We start from the raw sequence: 19735 nt of genomic DNA, 5'->3' as shown, positions 1-19735 counted from the left end.
GAGAAACAAAAATTTGGACTTATATTTAGAAGCAATAATAGATATTATATTAATAGAAAGCGATTTCAAAAAATCTAATTTTGCAAAGTTAGTATCTATACTTGCAAGTCAATTAGTGAACAAGTATAGAAAGGGTGTACACCAAATATGATATTAGATACTCGAAGTATAAATATTTTGCAACAAATTATTCAAGCAGAGGATTATGTGTCTATAAATCAATTAATTGATGTGATTCAAGTTTCCAAACGAACGCTTTATTACGATATTAAGAAAATTGACGATTGGTTACAAGAGGAAGGATTACATTCTATTGAATATATACGACACTTAGGTTATTGCTTAAATAAAGAAACGAAACAAATGATAGTAAAAAAATTAAATGAGTGTATGAATAATCAATATGAATATTCTCCGAAAGAAAGAAAAATATGGTTAATATTATATTTACTAATACAGGAAAAAAGAATTTTATTGAAAGACTTAATAAATCTTTTGCAGGTAAGTCGTAATACTGTACTTGCAGATTTGAAAAAGCTAAAAGTAGAGTTGAATAAGTATAATTTATCTTTACATTCTTTTCGTAAGGAAGGCTATCAAATTGTTGGAAATGAACAGAGTAAACGAAATTTATTAATTTTAAGCCTCTCTCAAATTATTTCTCAAAATGGCTGGGAGTATTTAATATCACAAGTAAATTATATTATGAGTGATATGGGAAGTGAAACAGATACACTTGCAAGAGAAACATTGTATATTATAAAAAAAATTCTTGCGAATTGTGAAGAGTTTTTAGGTGTCCAATATACAGATGAGGTACTAGAAAATTTAAGCGTTTACATGTATTTGTTCCATAGACGTATTCTAAAAGGTAAGTGCGTCGAGATGGAAGAAGCTGAAAAAAATGTTCTGAAAGATTCAAAGCAATTTGAAGCTGCGAAATATATAGCAAAGCAGTTTGAACGAGCGTTTGTTGTCAAATTTCCAATAGATGAAATCTATTATATTACGACTCATTTGCTAGGTGCAAAAGTAAATTATCAGGAAAATGTTTATGAGAAAAATAACATGGATGAAATACATTCAATTGTTGACTGTATGATTAAAGATTTTCAACACTATGCTTGTGTTTTATTTCAAGACTTTAATGGGTTGTTTACAGATCTATATTTGCATATGAAACCTGCATTTTATCGTGTGAAGTATGGAATAGAAATTGAAAACCCATTACGAAATACAATTCAAGAAAATTATGAAGAGGTATATTTTCTTACGAAAAAGGTAATTCATCATTTTGAAGAATATGTGAGAAAATCTGTTTCCGATGATGAAATTGCGTATGTTACTATGCATTTTGGAGCTTGGATGAGGAAAGAGGGAATCGTTCCCAATCCACGAAAAACAGCATTACTTGTTTGTCCAAATGGCATTGGCACATCACGTATGTTGCAGTATCAATTAGAGAAGTTATTTTCAAACATAGATATATTAAATGCAATTTCAAAACGGGAATATGAATCAAATACATTTGATGTAGATTGTATAATTACGACTACTGAAATTGAAAAAGGGAATGTGCCGGTTTTTAAGGTGAATCCAATTTTATCGGATTCTGAAAAAGCAGCTCTATTAAGAAAAGTAAATGGAGTATTGTATGGAGAGAATCAAAAAGATTCTGTGGATTTAGTGATGGGGATAATTCAAAAATATGCTGACGTAGTGGATGAAGAATCTTTAAAAAGAGAACTGATTGAATTTATGAGTGGTCCGGCGTATTTTGAGAAGGAGGAGAAGTATAAACCAATGTTAAACGAACTTTTAACTAGAGAATTTATTCAGCTTGAAGATCGTGTTGATAATTGGAAAGATGCGATAAGATTAGCGGCTGATCCGTTATTACAAAATCAATACATCTTTAAAGAATATATCAATGAAATGATTGTAAATGTAGAAAAATTAGGTCCTTATATTGTTATTGCACCTAAAATTGCAATACCTCATGCTCGCCCGGAAGCAGGGGTCAAAAAATTGGGGATGAGTTTATTACAACTAAAAGAAAGTGTTCTATTTTCAGAAAAACAAGAGCATGCTGCAAATTTAATTATTGTATTGGCAGCGATTGATAATGAGACACACTTGAAAGCATTAGCACAATTAAGTGAGATGTTATCGGATCCGAAAAATGTGGAAATGTTAATTCATTCAAATTCAATAGATGAAATGCTAAAAATGATAGCTAAATATTCTAATTAAAGGGGAGATTAAAATGAAAAAAGTATTAGTTGTATGTGGAAATGGATTAGGAAGTAGTTTTATTGTAGAAATGAATGTGAAGAAAATTTTAAGTGAATTAGGATTACAAGCAGAAGTATCACACACAGATTTAGCATCAAGTAAATCAGAACAAGCAGATCTATATTTAGGTTCGAAGGATATTATTTGTAACCTTGAAGATGGTAATCGAACAGTTGCTGGATTAACGAATATTTTAGATTTAAATGAAATTAGAGAAGCATTACAAAAACACCTAATGTAGTAACAATGAAGGGGGAGTAGTGCTATGTTTGATATAATTATGAAGGATATTTTAGGACAACCCGCAATATTAGTCGGATTATTTGCTATGTGTGGTTTACTACTGCAAAAGAAAAATTTTGCTGATACGGTTTCAGGGACTTTAAAAACAATTATGGGCTTCGTAGTTTTAGGAGGCGGAGCCACTATATTAATAGGAGCTTTAGATGTTTTTGGTAAAATATTTGATAAAGCATTCCATATTAAAGGGATTATACCAAATAATGAAGCTGTAGTTGCAATAGCACAGCAAACATTAGGAAAAGAAACAGCGTTAATTATGGTATTTGGTATGATTGTGAATTTACTAATTGCACGTTTTACAAAATTTAAATATGTGTTTTTAACTGGTCATCATACATTATTCATGGCATGTTTAATTTCAGCGGTATTTTCAACTACCGGAATGAAAGGTGCTACATTAGTTACTGTTGGATCAATCATTTTAGGGTCACTCATGGTGATTTTTCCAGCATTATTACAACCATATGTTAGAAAAATTACAGGAATGGATGATATCGCAATCGGTCATTTTGGATCAGTTGGATACTTAGCGGCAGGGTTTGTTGGGAGTAAATTTGGAAATAAGGATAAATCAACAGAACAAATTAAAGTACCTAAGTCACTAGGGTTTTTACGTGATACATCAGTTTCTATGTCATTAACGATGGCTGTATTATTCTTTATTGTTGCACCATTTGCGGGTAAGGAGTTTATCGAAACGGAATTAAGTAACGGACAAAATTATCTTGTGTATTCTTTCATGCAAGCAATTACATTTGCAGCAGGAGTATATATTATTTTAGCGGGTGTCCGCATGTTAATTGCAGAAATAGTACCTGCATTTAAAGGGATTGCAGATAAACTTGTACCAAATGCAAAACCAGCGTTAGATTGTCCAACAATCTTCCCATTTGCACCAAATGCAGTTATTATTGGCTTTTTAACAAGTTTTATCGCTGGATTACTTTCCATGTTTATACTTCCATTTATCGGTTTAAGTGTAATAGTGCCAGGGTTAATTCCTCACTTCTTCACAGGAGCAACAGCAGCTGTATTCGGTAATGCAACTGGAGGAAGACGAGGAGCAATACTAGGAGCTTTTGTAAATGGATTACTAATTTCATTCCTACCAGCAATATTATTACCTATATTAGGTGGATTAGGATTTGAGAATACAACATTTGGTGATTCTGATTTTGCAGTTGTAGGTATTTTAATTAGTGAAATTGTGAAGTTAGTAGGATATATTTTTTAATAGATAAGATGAAAAAGACTTGGATTCTTGTAAGGAATGCAAGTCTTTTTTATTATCTTATTAATGAATTTAAAAATTATGATAAAATAATTTGAAAAACATTATTAAATATTAATTGGATAGTCTCTATACTTGAATAATAAGGAGGTAATTTATGATTTTTTTTAATGAAATTGTATCATTACATTTAGAAGCTGTAAAATACGAGTTTAACAATGCATTTGATACATTTGATCGTAATTGGCTAATAATAAAAGTGAAACTTTCAGAGGGAAATAAAGTTTTTGAAACGATGGATCCTTTTTTACAAACTAGCGAATTACAACACATGAAAGAATGGTTTCAGACATTACCGAATCCTACGTATACCCGACTAGACTTCATAGAACCTAATCTGTCGTTTGAATTTATAGGAGAAAAAGAAGAGATATTTCAAATTATAGTTCGTTTATCTATAGAACTAAATCCTTCATGGTGTAAAGAAGAAGAGTACGAATTTTGTATTACTATTACGCAAGAGGATAGAAAAAATATTATTCGTTTGATTGAAGAACAACAAATAAAATTTCCAAAACGATAAAAAAGACTTGATATCCTAAAGGAAATCAAGTCTTTTTTATTACATACGATTATCGTGCCAGAAGTTTAATGGGAAGTGTTCGTTCTCACTATAGGCTTCTAATTCATATCCTTTTTCTTTCAGCCCTTTAATAATACCAGGTACTGCTTTTACGGACTGTGGATGAATGTCGTGCATAAGGATAACTTCTGTTGGCTTGTTTGCACCATTAATAACGTTTTCTACAATTTTAGCTGATGCAGCGTCAACCGGCATTTTGTTATATCTCCAGTCTAATGAATCAATTGTCCAATCCCAAACTTTTAGCCCATTCTCAACAACTTTGTTGCGAAGCGCTTCGTTTAATCCTGGCATTGAGCCGTAAGAAGGACGAGTTAATACTGGTGATTTACCTAGAACGCCAGCGATTAATCCTTGATCTTCTTTCATCTCATCTACGTAATGACCTTCTGTGTAAAGTTTCTTGTAGTTATGAGTCATACTGTGCATCCCAACGTAGTGGCCTTCAGCATCTTCACGCTTTACAAGATCAGGAAAAGCTTTTACATTTGAACCAATAAGGAAGAATGTTGCTTTTGCATTTTCTTTCTTTAACATATCTAAAAGCTCAGCTGTGTATTTTCCAGGACCATCATCAAATGTTAAATAAGCTACTTTTCTAACTTGCCCATTGTATTGTTTTGGAGCTTCTTTCGGTGCAAGAGACGATTGAATTTCACTTACAAGTTGAACAGATTTTGCTTCATCCTCTGTACTTGCTAGAGCAGTATGTGTTGATCCTAAAGCCGCTTCGTATGTAAATAATACCCCCGCGCAAATCAAAATAGCCCTTTTCACTAAAGTTGTCATTCGAATTCCATTGTGCATAATTTTCCTTCTCTCTATAAAAGTTCTACTCTACTATATTAGCAATTATAGGGAGGTAATTGCAAAAAAACTTTTTTACAAGTGCAAAAAAGTTTGTCCAAAAGTATGCAAGATTTCATACTTTCGTATCACTTCATTTTCGTTCCAATTATTGATTCGAATATTTTTGTTTTTTATTAAGATATTGGTAAAGAAACAATGAAATGAAAAGGGAGGGGGAATATGGCTAATTATATTTGCAATACATGTGGAGTACAGTATTCCTAAAATGAAGAAGCACCTTCTCGTTGGAAAATTTGTAATGAAGAAAGACAATATGTGAATCCAATTGGACAGTCATGGACAACATTAGAAACTATGCAAAATAGCAATTTATACAAAAAGGAAGAAATGTTTATTTTATCTTGATATCCATATAATTAATTTTATATGAATTTAATACTAAAGGCCTACTATTTATAAACTAATAGGCCTTTCAACTTAAGTAGTTCTCACACTAATGAGGGATGTTAAAGGAAATATATGTTACCTATAATAATGACTGTAAATCTTTGGAAAATGAAAAGGAGGAGATTTGCATGAAGAATTGGGTTCAATTTAGAATTGCAAGACCAACAGATAAATTTGAAGAAGTTATAAGTTTTTATGAGACGGGGTTAGGATTAAAGCGTATAGGAGAATTTCACAATCATGAAGGATATGATGGAGTTATGTTTGGAGTACCGGATGCCGAGTATCATTTGGAGTTTACAACGCATGTTAACGGAAGTCCCTGTCCGGCACCGACAAAAGATAATTTACTAGTTTTTTATATGCCTAATAAAGATGAAATTGAAAAAATAGTGAATCGATTAAGCAATATGGGCTATCATGAGGTGGAACCAGAAAATCCGTATTGGATAGAGAAAGGAATCACAATAGAGGATCCAGATGGTTGGAGAATTGTGCTAATGAACGCATTTGAATAAAGAAGCTCTTTTCGTATGTAATGAAGTGTAACAAAATGATTGAGTCATAAATCCCTACAGCATTTGTAGGGATTTTTATATAAGAAGATTTAGTTAAGGGAGTTATTAAAAAGTATAGAGTATTAAGTCATATAGAAGGTACAGGCCAAGAAATTATTGTACAAATGAATGGGAAACCAATTCATGCATGGGTAGCATCTGCTGGTATTGGTGGAACTCTAATGGGGGGTATAAAGCAGTAAAGAATTATACAAAAAAATTGAGCTACATTTAGTAATGCCTGCTGAATTGCCTTATGGTTCTGAACAACCACCAAATGATTTAAAGAAATATGCTGGATCAGGTGGGTTCGGCTTAGGAAGGAAACAGGAAGACAATTTGATAGAAAAACAATGGACTTATTCATATGAAGAGACCTTGTATGAAATGGCGCGTTTTTATAATGAAACTAGTATGAAAATAGGAACGTCTGCGGCAGCGAATTTATTAGCCGCTAAACAAATTGGGAGAGAAAAAGGTTCTGATTTTAATGTAGTTACAGTTTTTCCAGACGCAGGGTCCATAGAAGAGTGGTCAGATGTAAAGAGCTTACCAAAAATAAGGAGAGAATCAAACCATTAAAAGTTCTTTCATATTCTATTTCTTACACTATAGGAAATCGATGAAACGAAAACCTGTATATGTAAAATGTACAGGTTTTTCGTAGTGGTTTTAGATGTTTGTAGCAACTAAAAAATTTCACATACCGAATTTAAAAAGTAAATATAGGAAAACCAAAAAGTAATGTAGAATATATCGTACATACATATATGAAGTCAACAGAAAAGATAAAGAGGTGGGTATATGTTACTTGAAGAAGTAATGCAGCAACTAGAGGAATATGGAACAGAACAAAATCGTAAAACGTATAAAAACCACGGAGCGAAAGAACCACTATTCGGAGTTAGTTTTGCTAATTTAAAATTGTTAAAAAAGAAGATAAAAAAAGATCATGATTTAGCAATTTCATTATGGGAAACAAAAAATATGGATGCAATGACATTAGCAACAATGATATTAGATCCAAAAAAAGTTACGACAGAACTACTAAATAAATGGGTACAGGAAGTTGATTATTATTGTTTAATGGACGTTTTAATGACAGCTATTTGTACGTCGCCAATCGCGATAGAAAGAATGGAAGACTGGACAAAGTCTGATGATGAATGGATTGGAAGAGCAGGCTGGGCTTTATTAGCAAATATAGCGATTAAAAATAAAACGTTACAAGATGATGTCTTCTCTCCTTATCTAGATGAGATTAAAGAAAATATACATAATGAAAAAAATAGAAAAAGAGAAGCAATGAATCGTGCTTTAATTGCGATAGGAATTCGTAATGAAGACTTAGAGCAAGCAGCGATTGAAATTGCACGTGAAATTGGAAAAGTACACGTTGATCACGGAGCAACGTCATGCAAAACACCAGACGCAGAGTCGTATATAAAAAAAGCGAGAGAAAGAGCTGCAAAAAAGAAAGTGAAATAAGAAAAGGGGAACGGTTATGAAAGCAATGGAAGCGGCAAAAAGCATCATTACATCACACTTTCCGAATTGTGATGTAGCTTTACTTGGAGGAAGCGTTGCAAGAGGGGAAGCGACAAAAACATCTGATCTGGACATTGTAATAATAGATCCTAGTTTGTCATCTTGTTATAGAGAATCTTTCTATAGTAATGGATGGCCAGTTGAAGTGTTTGTACATAATTTTGAAACGTATAAAACCTTTTTTAAAATGGATTGCGATCGCGGGAGACCTTCGTTACCACAATTAGTTGCAGAAGGTGTTGTATTAAAAGGTGAAAATGAAATTGTTGAAAAACTAAAAAGAGAAGCAAATAATTTACTAAATAAAGGACCAGCAAAATGGACCGAAGAAATGATGAAGCAGAAGCGGTATTTTATTACAGATACTTTGGATGATTTTATTGGTGCATCAAAAAGAGAAGAAGAGTTGTTTATCGCGAATTTATTAGCTGATTTATTACATGAATATGTATTAAGAGTAAATGGGAAATGGCTTGGAAGTTCAAAATGGTTTATAAGGGTACTTAGAAAATATGATGAACAATACGCAGATCAATTTGTAGCGGCGTTCGATCATTTTTATACAACGGGAGAGAAAGGAAACTTAATTACTTTTGTAGAACAAACGCTAGAACAGTATGGAGGAAGAATGTTCGAAGGGTTTTCTATAGGAAAATAAAAAGGGGATAGCATAATGAATGTACCATTTGTTCAATTAAGAGAACTGACATTAGATGATGTAGAAGATCGATATCAATGGTCATTAGATACACAAGTAACGAAACATTTAGTTGTACCAGATCAATATCCACCGTTCACTCGTGAAGATACAAAAAAATGGATTGAAGCATGTATAAATCGAAAAAATGGTTACGAACAAAGAGCTATCACTGCGGAGAACGGCATACATATTGGATGGGTAGATCTTAAAAACTTTGATAAAACAAATAAAAATGCAGAATTGGGAATCGCGATTGGTAATAAAGAATACTGGGGTAAAGGGTATGGAATAGCCGCCCTATATAGTATGTTACATGTAGCATTCTTTGAGTTTGAATTAGAAAAAGTATGGCTACGTGTAGATGAAGATAATTTACAAGCTAGAAAGAGCTATGAAAAGGCTGGTTTTGTATGCGAAGGGTTAATGAGAAATGATCGATTACGTAAAGGTCAGTTCATTCATCGCTATCGTTATAGTATGTTAAGAGAAGAATATCAATCTTTAATTAGTAGTTTGTAAAAATATTATGTTAACTAAAAGGAGATAGAGAAATATGATTCGATTACTTACGAAAGAAGATGCAAAAAAATATTGGGACTTACGTTTACAAGCATTACAAGTAAATCCAGAGGCATTTGTAACAACTTATGAAGAGGCGATTCACCAAGAAAATCCGATTAAGCGAGTGGAAAGTAATTTAACAGCTGCTACTAGTTGTACATTTGGTGCTTTTAATGAAGATCATCAATTAGTTGGAGTTGTTACTTTACTAACAGAAGAGAAAGAGGCGTATAAACATAAAGGCCATATCGTTGCGATGTATGTAGATGCAAGCAATCGAAGAAGTGGCCTTGCACGTGAGTTAATACGTAAGGCAATCGAAAAAGCAAGAGAAATGAACTTGGAACAATTGACATTAGGTGTTGTATCCACTAACGAGCCAGCAAAAAGGTTGTATGAATCAATAGGCTTTAAAACGTATGGGATTGAAAAGAGAGCTATAAAGATGAATGGTGTGTATAGTGATGATGAACATATGGTTTTGTTCCTTTAAAAGAGGGAGTTTACTATGAAAGATCTCTATTTAGAAAAAAATATGAACCCGCAAGTAGCAATTCTATATGCGACAGTTGCCGATACATTTAAACGGTTGCAAAAGTTAGTAGAGGGTACCGATGAGAAAGAACTGTCTTTTAAAGGGTTAAAAAATAATGAAAATAGTATTGGACAACTACTTCAACATTTAGCAGTTGTCGATTTGCATTGGGTATACCGCTTAAAAGGAGAACCCGTTCCACTGGCACTTGATAATATATATGGACCTATGTTAAATGAAGCAGGAGAGCTGCCCAGTTTAAGAAAACATACATTGCAACAATTAATGCAAGATTATGAAGCAGTGCAACATATGTTTTATGAGGAATGTTTGAAACTAACAGAAAATGATTTAACACGAGAGGTTTTTTATGAAAAGGGAGAAAATGCGACTATAAGGTGGGGAATATGGCATATAGCTGATCATAATCGGTACCATCAAGCTCATATTAGTCAGTTAAGAAAACTATATAGAGCTAGAATGCATACAAGATAAAGATTTCGAATTTTAATTATATTTAATTTGTTGTATAGTATAAGAAGAAACTAAACAAGGGGTTTTATAATGAAAGCTATTGCAGTAGGGATATTGGCATCATTTTTCTTTGCCTTTACCTTCGTTTTAAATCGGGTAATGGACCTAGAAGGTGGAAGCTGGATTTGGAGTGCATCATTACGGTACTACTTTATGGTTCCAATGCTTTTACTTATTGTCATGTATAGAGGGAATTTAAAGCAACTCTTTCAATATATGAAAAACAATCCGAAAGAATGGTTAGTGTGGAGTATCGTTGGATTTGGTCTCTTCTATGCACCACTTAGTTTTGCTGGAGCTTTCGGACCTGGTTGGCTCGTTGCATCAACATGGCAAATTACGATCGTAGCAGGGATTTTGTTAACACCATTTTTTGCAGTAGATCCGTTACATAAAAAACTCCCAATGAAGGAATTAGTTATGTCGGGTATTATTTTATGTGGTGTTGTACTTATGCAAGTAGAACATGCTTCTTCATTAGGAATTCGTGAAACCGTTTTATGTGTCGTTCCTGTACTTATTGCAGCGTTTGCGTACCCTCTTGGAAATCGAAAAATGATGCAAGTTTGTAAAGGGGAATTAGATGTATTTCAGCGAGTTCTCGGTATGACATTAGCAAGCTTACCATTTTGGTTTTTACTATCTGGTTATGAAGTATCAACAGGTGGTCTACCGTCAAGTAGCCAAGTTTTCCAATGTTTTATTGTAGCAGTTAGTTCTGGCTTAATCGCAACGGTATTATTCTTCTTTGCGACAGATCTTGTAAAAGATGATCCGCAAAAACTAGCAACAGTGGAAGCAACTCAGTCCGGTGAGGTTTTATTTGCGCTAGTAGGAGAACTTATCTTGTTATCTGCACCAATTCCGTCATCTTTATCTTGGATTGGTATGAGTCTAGTTATTATTGGAATGATACTACATAGTTATGTAGCGGTCGTTGTGAAGAAAGAAGAAAAAATAACGGCGTAATGAGATTAGCTCTTTATATAAAGAGCTAATCTTTTTTCATAGAAAGGAATGATGATATGAATTTGCAACGCGTTGAACAAATTGAGAAAGATCCCATTTTAAATGTACTACAGTATGCAGTCGGACCAAGTGAAACTAGCTTAAAGAAAGCAGTTTTATTTTATGAAAGGAATAAAGCGACTTTGCATAGATATGAAGAAAAGGCTTGCATAGGTATTGAAATAATTGGAGCAAAGAAAGCGAGAATTTGTCATATAGCAGTCGTTCCACAATATCGTCATAATGGAATTGCGTGGCAAATGATAAAGGAAGTATTAAGAATGCATCAATTGATGTATCTAGAGGCAGAGACAGACGATGAAGCGGTAGAATTTTATAAAAAAATTGGTTTTCAGGTTAAAAGTTTAGGAGAAAAATATCCGGGGGTTGAAAGGTTTTGTTGTTATTTGGAAATGTAGTATAAAAATATATAAATATACATCTTATGTTTAGTTTGAAAAAAGTGATATTTACATTATATAATAAAGGTATCTGGAAAAATATAGATAATAGAAATTAGGTGTATAACACATGAGAATGGATAAAAGTAAATTTATAAAAATTGCTACTTCAATAGGAGTGTCATCTTTTTTATTAACGGGCTGTGGCGATTATGAAGAAGATACTGCCCAGCAAGAAAGTACTGCTGTTAAAACAGATGGTGCAAAACAAGGAAATGAACAAGAAAGATTAAATTGTGATGATAAAGCTCCAACTAATGAAAATGTAGAAAAAGATGAGTTATGTAAGGAAAATAATCCGTCATTTTCTTCTTATCATGAAAATTCACATTTACCGATACTGCCGTTCGTTGCAGGATATTTATTAGCAAGCAGAACTTCAAATATGAATTATGCAGTAAAACCGAATATAATGAAGAAACCGTATGCAAATAACATTATTCCATATCGTGAAAAAGACCAAAGTAGAACTGGAGGCAGCGGTGGTGGCGGGTATTACGGCGGAACTAACAGTAACAATAGTAATTCTTCCAATAAAGTAGATTTAAATAAACAGCAGCCAAATCCATCAAATAAAGTAACACCAGATACAAATGCGCCGAAATCATCTACGACACAAACGCCGAAAGTGAATTCTGGTTCTAGTGGAATTGGGAATGCAAAAGCGCCAGCCGGATCATAACACGAAAGGATAATAGAATCATGTATACAGAACAAGAACAGAAAGAGTATATGAAAGTATGGTTTTCACTTGCAGAAGAGGCTGGTCGGAATGGGTTTACTTGGCCGAGTCTATTAGAAAATGAAGAATGGAATCAATATATGGCAACAGGTATGTATCGTATGCCAGTAAAAACTTATACTGCTATTTCAAAAGCGACAGAAGAAATTATGTATGTGTTATATAGAACGTATCAATACATTCTCAATACGACAGAAGATTTTCAAAAATTAGGATTTCCAGCTGAAACGTGGGAAATTGCGAGAATGAAACATACAGGTTTATTTTCATATTTTACAAGGTTTGACTTTATCGTAAATGGTGAAGATATAAAGTTAATAGAAGTAAATTGTGATACACCAACAGGTTATTTAGAGCCATCTGTCGCAAATGAAGTGTTATGCCGTTATCACGATGTAAATCATCCAAATCATATAGAGGAGCATATTGTGCAGGCGTGGGAACAAATTAAACATGACTATAGTATAGATCCTAGAGAAACGATTTATTTTACGAGTTATGATTGGCATGATGAAGACCATCAAACAGTTCAATTTTTAAGAAGCTATTGTTTAGATCAGTCAACGGATTATATAGGTATTCAAGATATCGTTGTTGCAGATGATGGTATATATACGCAAAATGGTGAGAGAATTCATTATTTATATAGACTATATCCAATTGAATATTTAGTTTCAGATGCTGATAAAAGCGGGAAAAGAATTGGACTCCAGTTTTTAGATCATATAGCGCAAGGCAGAGTGAAAATCATTAATCCACCAGCTGCTTTTCTTATGCAAAATAAAAGTGTACTCGCATTAATTTGGCAACTTTACGAAGAAGAAGTTTTCTTTAAGGAAGAGGAGCGAGGAATCATTCAGAAATACTTCCTACCAACATATTTTACAAATAAACCGTTTATAGAAAGAAATGAATCCTATGTTTCTAAACCTTTATACGGCCGTGAAGGCGGAGGAGTATCTATATACGAAAATAATGAACTATTAGCTGAAGATAAAACAGAGTATTACTTTGAACAGCGGAAAATATATCAGCAATACATAGAAATGCCAGGCTATACAATTGACACGTGGGACGGTCCGTATACTGGTAAACTATTAATTGGTTCACACTGTATTAGCGGGAGAGCTGCTGGTTTATTTTTACGTGTAGGTGAGAAAATAACAGGAAATTTATCGATGTTTACTGGAGTTACAATTGAAGGATAAATGAAACAAAGAGCTTATCATTTTTGGTGAGCTCTTTGTTTGTATATAGTGTTTTTATGTTTTTGATGTAACGCCTTCATTTTTTGCATAGATAAAATGATTAAGTTAAAAATTAAGAAAAATATGATAATATATGTATGTAGTAGTTTAAAACAAATGGGGGAACAATAGTGAAAATGAATGACATAGTGGCAAGTACGCAATTGCCAAATACAATCAAAACAATTACAAATGATTTAAGAAAATTAGGATTAGAAAAAGGAATGACAGTTATTGTACATTCTTCGTTAAGTTCCATTGGCTGGGTATCAGGCGGAGCAGTTGCAGTAGTAGAGGCGTTAATGGAGGTTATTACAGAAGAGGGAACGATTATTATGCCAACTCAGTCTTCGGATTTATCTGATCCGAAACATTGGTCAAGACCACCTGTACCTGAAGAATGGTGGCAAATTATTCGGGATAACGTTCCAGCATTTGAGCCACATATAACACCAACAAGGGCAATGGGAAAAGTAGTTGAATGTTTTCGTACATATCCGAATGTAGTACGTAGTAACCATCCATTAGGAAGCTTTGCTGCATGGGGAAGACATGCAGAAGAAATAACAGTAAATCAGTCACTATCGATGAGTTTAGGAGAAGAATCTCCATTAAGAAAAATATACGATCTAGACGGATACATATTATTAATTGGTGTTGGATATGATTCGAATACTTCTGTACATTTATCAGAAGTACGTTCTGGTGCATGTGAGTTAATAAAAGTAGGGGCACCTATTATAGAAAATGGTGAAAGAGTATGGAAAGAATTTGTTGATATGGATTACGATTCTGACAAATTTGTAGAAATTGGTGTAGAGTTTGAGCAAAAAGGAACCGTAACAATGGGGAAAATAGGAAACGCAAAGTGCCGTCTTATGAAACAACGTGATATAGTTGACTTTGGAACAGAATGGTTTCGTAAGAAAAATTAGTAAGGGATGGTTACGATGAAGGGGAAAAAGGTATTAATTACAAGCGGTGGTTGTTTAGAAAAATGGGATCAAGTACGCGGCCATACAAATATGGCAAAAGGAACAATTGGAAGAATAATCGCCGAAGAGCTTATAAGTAAAGGGGCCCATGTTATATATTTACATGGTTATTTTGCGGAGAAACCGAATGATATAAACAATCAATTAGAATTACATCCATTTGAAGGAATTGTTGATTTACAAGATAAAATGAAAAGTATCATTACGCATGAAAAAGTCGATGCGGTTATTATGGCAGCGGCTGGATCTGATTGGATTGTGGACAAGATTTGTGATCAAGAGGGTAATGTTCTTGATATGAATGGAAAAATCTCAAGTGATATAGCACCAATTATACATTTTCAAAAGGCACCGAAAGTATTAAAACAAATAAAAGAGTGGGATCCAGAAACTGTACTCGTTGGCTTTAAACTTGAAAGTGACGTAAATAAAGAAGAATTGTTTGAAAGAGCGAAAAATAGAATGGAAGAAGCGAAGGCGAGTGTAATGATTGCAAATTCACCACATTCTTTATATTCGCGCGGAGCAATGCACTACGTAATTGGACAAGACGGTAAAGGGCAGTTATGTAATGGAAAAGATGAAACAGCGAAAGAAATTGTCAAAAGGTTAGAGGTACTATGTAATCGCGTTACTGCTTCATAATTTCAAGTATTTGGATAAGAGTGAATCCGCATAGTATATATTGGTAAGCGAAACTTTTTGCTTTGATACAAACGTTAACCATTCAATATGGATACATAGAATAATTGGTGAGGAGTGAATTCTATGGAACATTTATTAAAGCAAGCTATTAAACTCCGGAAAGAAAAGAAATATGCGCAGTCTAAAGAGATACTCATTGGATTAACGAATTTTACGAGGGATGCAGAAGTACTTTATCAATGTGCTTGGATACATGATGTAATGGGGCTGGAAACAGAAGCTATGCCGTATTATGAACAGGCAATTGCAAACGGTCTTGAAGGTGAGTCACTTTGCGGAGCTTATATCGGCCTTGGTAGTACATATCGTTGTATAGGTGAGTATGACAAAGCAATTACTGTTTTAGAAACAGGATTACAGCAGTTTCCAGATAATGATGTGATGAAAGTATTTTTGTCATTAGCGAAATATAACGTAAACGATCATGAATCCGCGATGAAATTATTACTTGAAACAGTCGTAAAAGTAGAAGAAGTGAAAGAATTTGAACGTGCTATTTCATTTTATAAAGATCATTTAAATGAGGTTTTTAAATAGAGGAGTGAACATATGAGTGTCACACTTTCGCGAAGGCGAAAAGGTATATGGATTGGACTCGTATCTTTAATCTTGTTATCAAACTATTTATTATATGCTCTTCCGATTGTACCAGCTGCTCCGAAAGAAGTTGTCCTTGGGTCAATATTAGATTGTATGTTTGTAATTCCAATCATTACGTATTTCTTTATTATTCGAAAAAGGTACTCGTTAACGTATATATTTCCTGTTGTAATAGCTGGTTATATATTTGCAAGATTTATTATTCCAAGCGACTATTTACAAGCTTTTTCATACGTTTCTTATATTATAGTTGCAGGGGAAATTGCTTTTGTATGTTTTGAGTTATTCCTTCTATATAAAATTGTTAGAATGCTTCCTACAATAAGAAAAAAATATAAAGAATATAAAAGTGAGTATTCTTCATTTTCTTATGCAATTGATGCAGCGTTTGACACCACTATGAAAAGAAATAAATTAGTAGATATCATTGTAACAGAGTGTAAGTTAATCTATTATGCATTTTTATCGTGGCGTGAAAAAGTGCCAGAAGGTGAATGCGTATACTCATATCACAAAAAGACTGGTGCAATAGGTGTATATATTATGATCATCCATGCGACTTTAATAGAAAGTATCGGTTTTCATTATTTGTTTCATCAATGGAATCCAGTTGTAGCATGGGTGTTACTTATTTTAAACGTATATGCAATGTTTTATTTTTTAGCTGAAATACAAGCAATGCGTAAAAATCCAATTATTGTTACGGAAGAACAGGTAATTATTCAAATTGGATTAGGGAAGAAAATCATTATACCGTTTACACAAATTGATAAGATTACGTTTTATAAAGGAGAACTTTTAAAAAAAGAGAAAGAGCTTCTTGACGCAACGGTGATGGAATTTATAAAGGAACCTCCAACATTTGAAATAATACTTAAAGAGCCAATAAAAGCACAATTGTTATATGGATTTTCTAAAACAGTAAGTCGTGTTCACTTAAATGTTGATGAGGAACGGAAATTTTATGATGCAGTTACCGAGAAATTAAAACATGGGTAATGCTATTAATTTTCATCGTGCGTTTGGTGTGTACGGTATTTGTATCGAAAATAATAATATATTAGTAATCGATAAATCAAAAGGTCCATATAAGAATAGATATGATCTACCTGGTGGGAGCTTATATGAAGAGGAGTCGCTGTTAGCGGCACTCCATAGGGAATGTAAAGAAGAAACTGGATTAGAAGTAAAGGTTATAAAGCAAGTAGGAACGGTTGATTTTCAATACCCTTCAAAGTTTAAAGATTATACACATGTACACCATATTGCAGTTTTGTATGAAGTTGAAAAGAGTGCAGGGAAAATCATAGTACCAAAACAATTTGAAGGTCAAGATTCTTTAGGAGCGAGATGGGTTTCTATAGAAAGCATTACAGAAGACAATTCATCTCCGCTTGTATGTAGTGCAGTAGAGTGGCTGAAAACAAATGAGCTTCCATTAGAAGTAAAAAAATATGAAACATGGACAGTGAAAAACTCCTTCTAAAATAAGAGGGAGTTTTTATTGTGTATTTGGAGACCAAACACTTCTTTATCACTATATAAATGGATATAATAAAGCTAGAAATAGCATAAGGGGAAACAAAGAATGAATAAATTACTAACACCAAAAAGTGAAATTATAGAAAGAAAAATAAGATATGACTCGACAACAGTAGAACACACTTGTTTATTACTTGAAAAGCAGTTGCAAAGTATCGTGCTATTTCATGAGGTTCAGTATTCATTTACAATGACTGCACATCTTGCGAGTTTAACAATCCCAAAAGGAAGTTACACCATTGCATACTATTGGGAAGATCGTCCGTACAATTTATACATATGGAGAGATAAGAATGGAACGTATTTAGGCTCTTATTTTAATGTTGTAAAAAATACGCAAATAACAGATGAACTAGTGTCATTTGAAGACTTAATTATTGATATTTTGGTACTTCCAAGTGGAGAATATTTTATTTTAGATGAGGATGAGTTACCTGAGTCTTTAGAGGAGTTTGAGGATGGTTATGTGAATGAAGCTCTTAATGTATTAGAGGAAATAATTCAAAAGACGCTTCCTCAAATGATTGTAGAGACAGAAAGAGTGAGGTTAAACTAAATTGTAATCGATTTGAAAATAGAATACGTGTTTAATGAAATTGAGTAGTCTCAAGTTATATAATCTAACTTTTTTGATAAGTCTAAGGTTAGATGTATATTTCTTGGGATTACTCTTTTTTTGTGGAAATTAATATTGACTGAATACAGTTCAGTCGTTTATGATTGAATTATATTCAGTCGCAGAAAAAACATAATAGGAGATAACATATGAAAAGAATATCGAAAGAACCAGATGTTAGAAGGCAAGAGTTGATGGATATTGGTTTTGAACTATATATGAAAAATGGTATGAAAGGATTTGGCATAAAAGATGTTGTGAATCATGCTGGTGTAGCAACGGGCTTATTTTATTATTACTTCAAGTCTAAAGAGAATTTTGTTGATGAAGTATTAAATGATTTTATTGTGAAAAATATGGAGTTAATTGAAGAAATACTTGTTTCTAATGAACGGTCTGTCATGCAAAAGCTGAAAGATTCTCTAAATATATTTTGGACATTTATCGAAAAATTAGCGCCTTATAAAAATGTGAGTTCGTTTCAGACGGAACAACATTTTCAACTGGAACAGAAATTATTTACGCGAATGCAGCCATTAATTCGACAAGTAATCGAAGAAGGGGTGAAAACTGGGATTTTTAATATTGATAACTCATTATTAGCATCAGGATTTATTTTATACGGTCTTAGCAGTATTGCTCATTCAGAGGTGAATTTGAATCTAGACATGAAGCGAGAAATGGTTAATTTAGTATTAAATACACTACGATATGATCAAAGAGAAGGAGAATGTATATGAAGATCATGATTGATGGAAACAATATTTCGAATGAACAACTTACAAAGTGGAAAAAAGAACGTATGAAAAAAGTTTTCAATACATTAGGACATAAAGAGCCAGAATTAAATGATACAGACGTTATGATAAAAAAACTAACAGAACTAAAATTAAATTATTCATACAATGAAATGTATGATAAGTTAAAATCTAAACTTAAATTAAGTGAAATGGGTATGCGTATTTGTACTGCTTTATCTGGTGATAGACGAAAATTTTCAAAAACAAATATTTATTTAGATGGGATTACAGCAGAAGAGGCGATAAATGGAATTGATAGTTTTATGCTTGAACAATCAGATGAAAATAATCAAGTGAATTTATCAGCCTGTCCAGATCACTACGTACTAAGACCCTTTGGGGAAAATGAATTGGAGGTTATCGAAACTACTGATAATTCTCCATTTCCAGTTCAATTTTTTATTGTTTTTGGTGACGAAACAGGATTAAAGACACCTAGAGATAAGTCTTATCAATACCAATCAACAGGTGTTGCACGTATGAAAGACGGTACTACTATTGGTGGAGTTCGACATCAATTCAAAGATACAGATACTGGTATAGAAGTAAGTCTAGTTGTAGAGTTTCCGGCACTTTGTCCTAATAGTCTTATTGAATCGCATCAAATGCATTTGGCATGTGAGTTTTCTTATTGGTTACAGTGGATTAAGGAACATAAAAAATAATTTTTATATAAATAACAATAAGGGTATTTAAACGAATCATATATATTTTTTAATAAAACCTAGTTGACTTATCGGAAATATTTGTATAATATGTACTTAATTCTATTACGTATTGCTGATTGGAGAAACCAAAGGCATTTTATCTATTGATAAAATGCCTTTGGTTTTTTTATTACATAAATACTGAATC

23 protein-coding genes and 2 pseudogenes are annotated in these 19735 nt (G+C 33.0%); 24 read left to right on the top strand and 1 reads right to left on the bottom strand.

Annotation, left to right across the window (positions count from 1 at the left end; all coding sequences use genetic code 11):
- Nucleotides 1-147: 147 nt before the first annotated feature.
- The 4 genes from PQF83_RS08725 (at nt 148) to PQF83_RS08710 (ending at nt 4412) form a co-directional block, all read left to right on the top strand.
- The gene (locus PQF83_RS08725) at nt 148-2253 is read left to right on the top strand and encodes a BglG family transcription antiterminator (RefSeq protein WP_000599624.1); all 2106 of its coding nucleotides are present in this window, start codon (nt 148-150) and stop codon (nt 2251-2253) included.
- A 13-nt stretch (nt 2254-2266) separates the two neighbouring features.
- The gene (locus PQF83_RS08720; protein ID WP_000757318.1) at nt 2267-2536 is read left to right on the top strand and encodes a PTS sugar transporter subunit IIB; all 270 of its coding nucleotides are present in this window, start codon (nt 2267-2269) and stop codon (nt 2534-2536) included.
- A 24-nt stretch (nt 2537-2560) separates the two neighbouring features.
- Nucleotides 2561-3832, top strand: coding sequence for a PTS ascorbate transporter subunit IIC (locus tag PQF83_RS08715; RefSeq protein WP_000459665.1), 1272 nt, complete (start codon nt 2561-2563; stop codon nt 3830-3832).
- 154 nt (nt 3833-3986) lie between these two features.
- A complete protein-coding gene (locus tag PQF83_RS08710) occupies nt 3987-4412 on the top strand; it encodes a WapI family immunity protein (protein ID WP_000575898.1) in 426 nt (141 codons plus the stop codon).
- A gap of 39 nt (nt 4413-4451) precedes the next feature.
- Here the strand turns inward: PQF83_RS08710 and PQF83_RS08705 are convergent, their stop codons facing one another.
- Nucleotides 4452-5279 (bottom strand): peptidoglycan-N-acetylglucosamine deacetylase, encoded by an 828-nt coding sequence (locus tag PQF83_RS08705; RefSeq protein ID WP_000551424.1) that lies wholly within the window; start codon nt 5277-5279, stop codon nt 4452-4454.
- A gap of 222 nt (nt 5280-5501) precedes the next feature.
- On the opposite strand from PQF83_RS08705, the pseudogene PQF83_RS08700 reads away from it, so the two are divergent.
- The 20 genes and pseudogenes from PQF83_RS08700 to PQF83_RS08605 form a co-directional block, all read left to right on the top strand.
- A pseudogene (locus tag PQF83_RS08700) lies at nt 5502-5666 on the top strand (hydrolase); the annotation flags it as partial.
- Nucleotides 5667-5857: 191 nt separating this feature from the next.
- A complete protein-coding gene (locus PQF83_RS08695; protein ID WP_000800674.1) occupies nt 5858-6247 on the top strand; it encodes a VOC family protein in 390 nt (129 codons plus the stop codon).
- 119 nt (nt 6248-6366) lie between these two features.
- Nucleotides 6367-6868 (top strand): annotated as a pseudogene (locus PQF83_RS08690) (pyridoxal-phosphate dependent enzyme); the annotation flags it as partial.
- A 222-nt stretch (nt 6869-7090) separates the two neighbouring features.
- Nucleotides 7091-7774 carry a DNA alkylation repair protein gene (locus PQF83_RS08685; RefSeq protein WP_000923435.1) on the top strand — a complete coding sequence of 228 codons (684 nt, stop codon included), beginning with the start codon at nt 7091-7093 and terminating at the stop codon, nt 7772-7774.
- 16 nt (nt 7775-7790) lie between these two features.
- Nucleotides 7791-8492, top strand: a complete 702-nt coding sequence (locus PQF83_RS08680; RefSeq protein ID WP_000646301.1) for a nucleotidyltransferase domain-containing protein — start codon at nt 7791-7793, stop codon at nt 8490-8492.
- 15 nt (nt 8493-8507) lie between these two features.
- A complete protein-coding gene (locus PQF83_RS08675) occupies nt 8508-9053 on the top strand; it encodes a GNAT family N-acetyltransferase (RefSeq protein ID WP_001102434.1) in 546 nt (181 codons plus the stop codon).
- A gap of 34 nt (nt 9054-9087) precedes the next feature.
- Complete coding sequence (locus PQF83_RS08670; protein ID WP_000620333.1) at nt 9088-9588, top strand: GNAT family N-acetyltransferase; 501 nt, start codon at nt 9088-9090, stop codon at nt 9586-9588.
- Nucleotides 9589-9603: 15 nt separating this feature from the next.
- A complete protein-coding gene (locus tag PQF83_RS08665; protein ID WP_000654213.1) occupies nt 9604-10125 on the top strand; it encodes a DinB family protein in 522 nt (173 codons plus the stop codon).
- Nucleotides 10126-10194: 69 nt separating this feature from the next.
- Nucleotides 10195-11133, top strand: a complete 939-nt coding sequence (locus PQF83_RS08660; protein WP_000643675.1) for a DMT family transporter — start codon at nt 10195-10197, stop codon at nt 11131-11133.
- Nucleotides 11134-11189: 56 nt separating this feature from the next.
- Nucleotides 11190-11591, top strand: a complete 402-nt coding sequence (locus tag PQF83_RS08655) for a GNAT family N-acetyltransferase (protein ID WP_001053313.1) — start codon at nt 11190-11192, stop codon at nt 11589-11591.
- Nucleotides 11592-11703: 112 nt separating this feature from the next.
- The gene (locus tag PQF83_RS08650; protein ID WP_001242153.1) at nt 11704-12315 is read left to right on the top strand and encodes a hypothetical protein; all 612 of its coding nucleotides are present in this window, start codon (nt 11704-11706) and stop codon (nt 12313-12315) included.
- 20 nt (nt 12316-12335) lie between these two features.
- Nucleotides 12336-13583, top strand: a complete 1248-nt coding sequence (locus PQF83_RS08645; RefSeq protein WP_000287872.1) for a glutathionylspermidine synthase family protein — start codon at nt 12336-12338, stop codon at nt 13581-13583.
- Nucleotides 13584-13759: 176 nt separating this feature from the next.
- Nucleotides 13760-14557 (top strand): BA2930 family N-acetyltransferase, encoded by a 798-nt coding sequence (gene aacC / locus PQF83_RS08640; RefSeq protein WP_130776749.1) that lies wholly within the window; start codon nt 13760-13762, stop codon nt 14555-14557.
- 15 nt (nt 14558-14572) lie between these two features.
- Nucleotides 14573-15262 carry a phosphopantothenoylcysteine decarboxylase domain-containing protein gene (locus PQF83_RS08635; protein WP_000676710.1) on the top strand — a complete coding sequence of 230 codons (690 nt, stop codon included), beginning with the start codon at nt 14573-14575 and terminating at the stop codon, nt 15260-15262.
- A gap of 123 nt (nt 15263-15385) precedes the next feature.
- Nucleotides 15386-15859 (top strand): tetratricopeptide repeat protein, encoded by a 474-nt coding sequence (locus PQF83_RS08630; protein WP_000400626.1) that lies wholly within the window; start codon nt 15386-15388, stop codon nt 15857-15859.
- Nucleotides 15860-15871: 12 nt separating this feature from the next.
- Complete coding sequence (locus PQF83_RS08625; RefSeq protein WP_000117469.1) at nt 15872-16921, top strand: hypothetical protein; 1050 nt, start codon at nt 15872-15874, stop codon at nt 16919-16921.
- Nucleotides 16914-17408, top strand: coding sequence for an NUDIX hydrolase (locus tag PQF83_RS08620; protein WP_000525962.1), 495 nt, complete (start codon nt 16914-16916; stop codon nt 17406-17408). Before PQF83_RS08625 ends, PQF83_RS08620 begins: the two co-directional genes overlap by 8 nt.
- Before the next feature lie 102 nt (nt 17409-17510).
- Nucleotides 17511-18020: a DUF402 domain-containing protein gene (locus PQF83_RS08615; RefSeq protein WP_001037865.1), complete on the top strand. Its 510-nt coding sequence runs from the start codon at nt 17511-17513 to the stop codon at nt 18018-18020.
- Between the two features lie 209 nt (nt 18021-18229).
- Nucleotides 18230-18820, top strand: coding sequence for a TetR/AcrR family transcriptional regulator (locus tag PQF83_RS08610; protein ID WP_000822635.1), 591 nt, complete (start codon nt 18230-18232; stop codon nt 18818-18820).
- Complete coding sequence (locus tag PQF83_RS08605) at nt 18817-19545, top strand: hypothetical protein (protein WP_000699946.1); 729 nt, start codon at nt 18817-18819, stop codon at nt 19543-19545. Before PQF83_RS08610 ends, PQF83_RS08605 begins: the two co-directional genes overlap by 4 nt.
- Nucleotides 19546-19735: the final 190 nt, after the last annotated feature.

This window comes from Bacillus sp. FF-1, assembly GCF_028548245.1.
Lineage (GTDB): Bacteria > Bacillota > Bacilli > Bacillales > Bacillaceae_G > Bacillus_A > Bacillus_A paranthracis.
The sequence above is the reverse complement of the archived record's forward strand: the minus strand, read 5'-3'. Positions and strand labels throughout refer to the sequence as shown.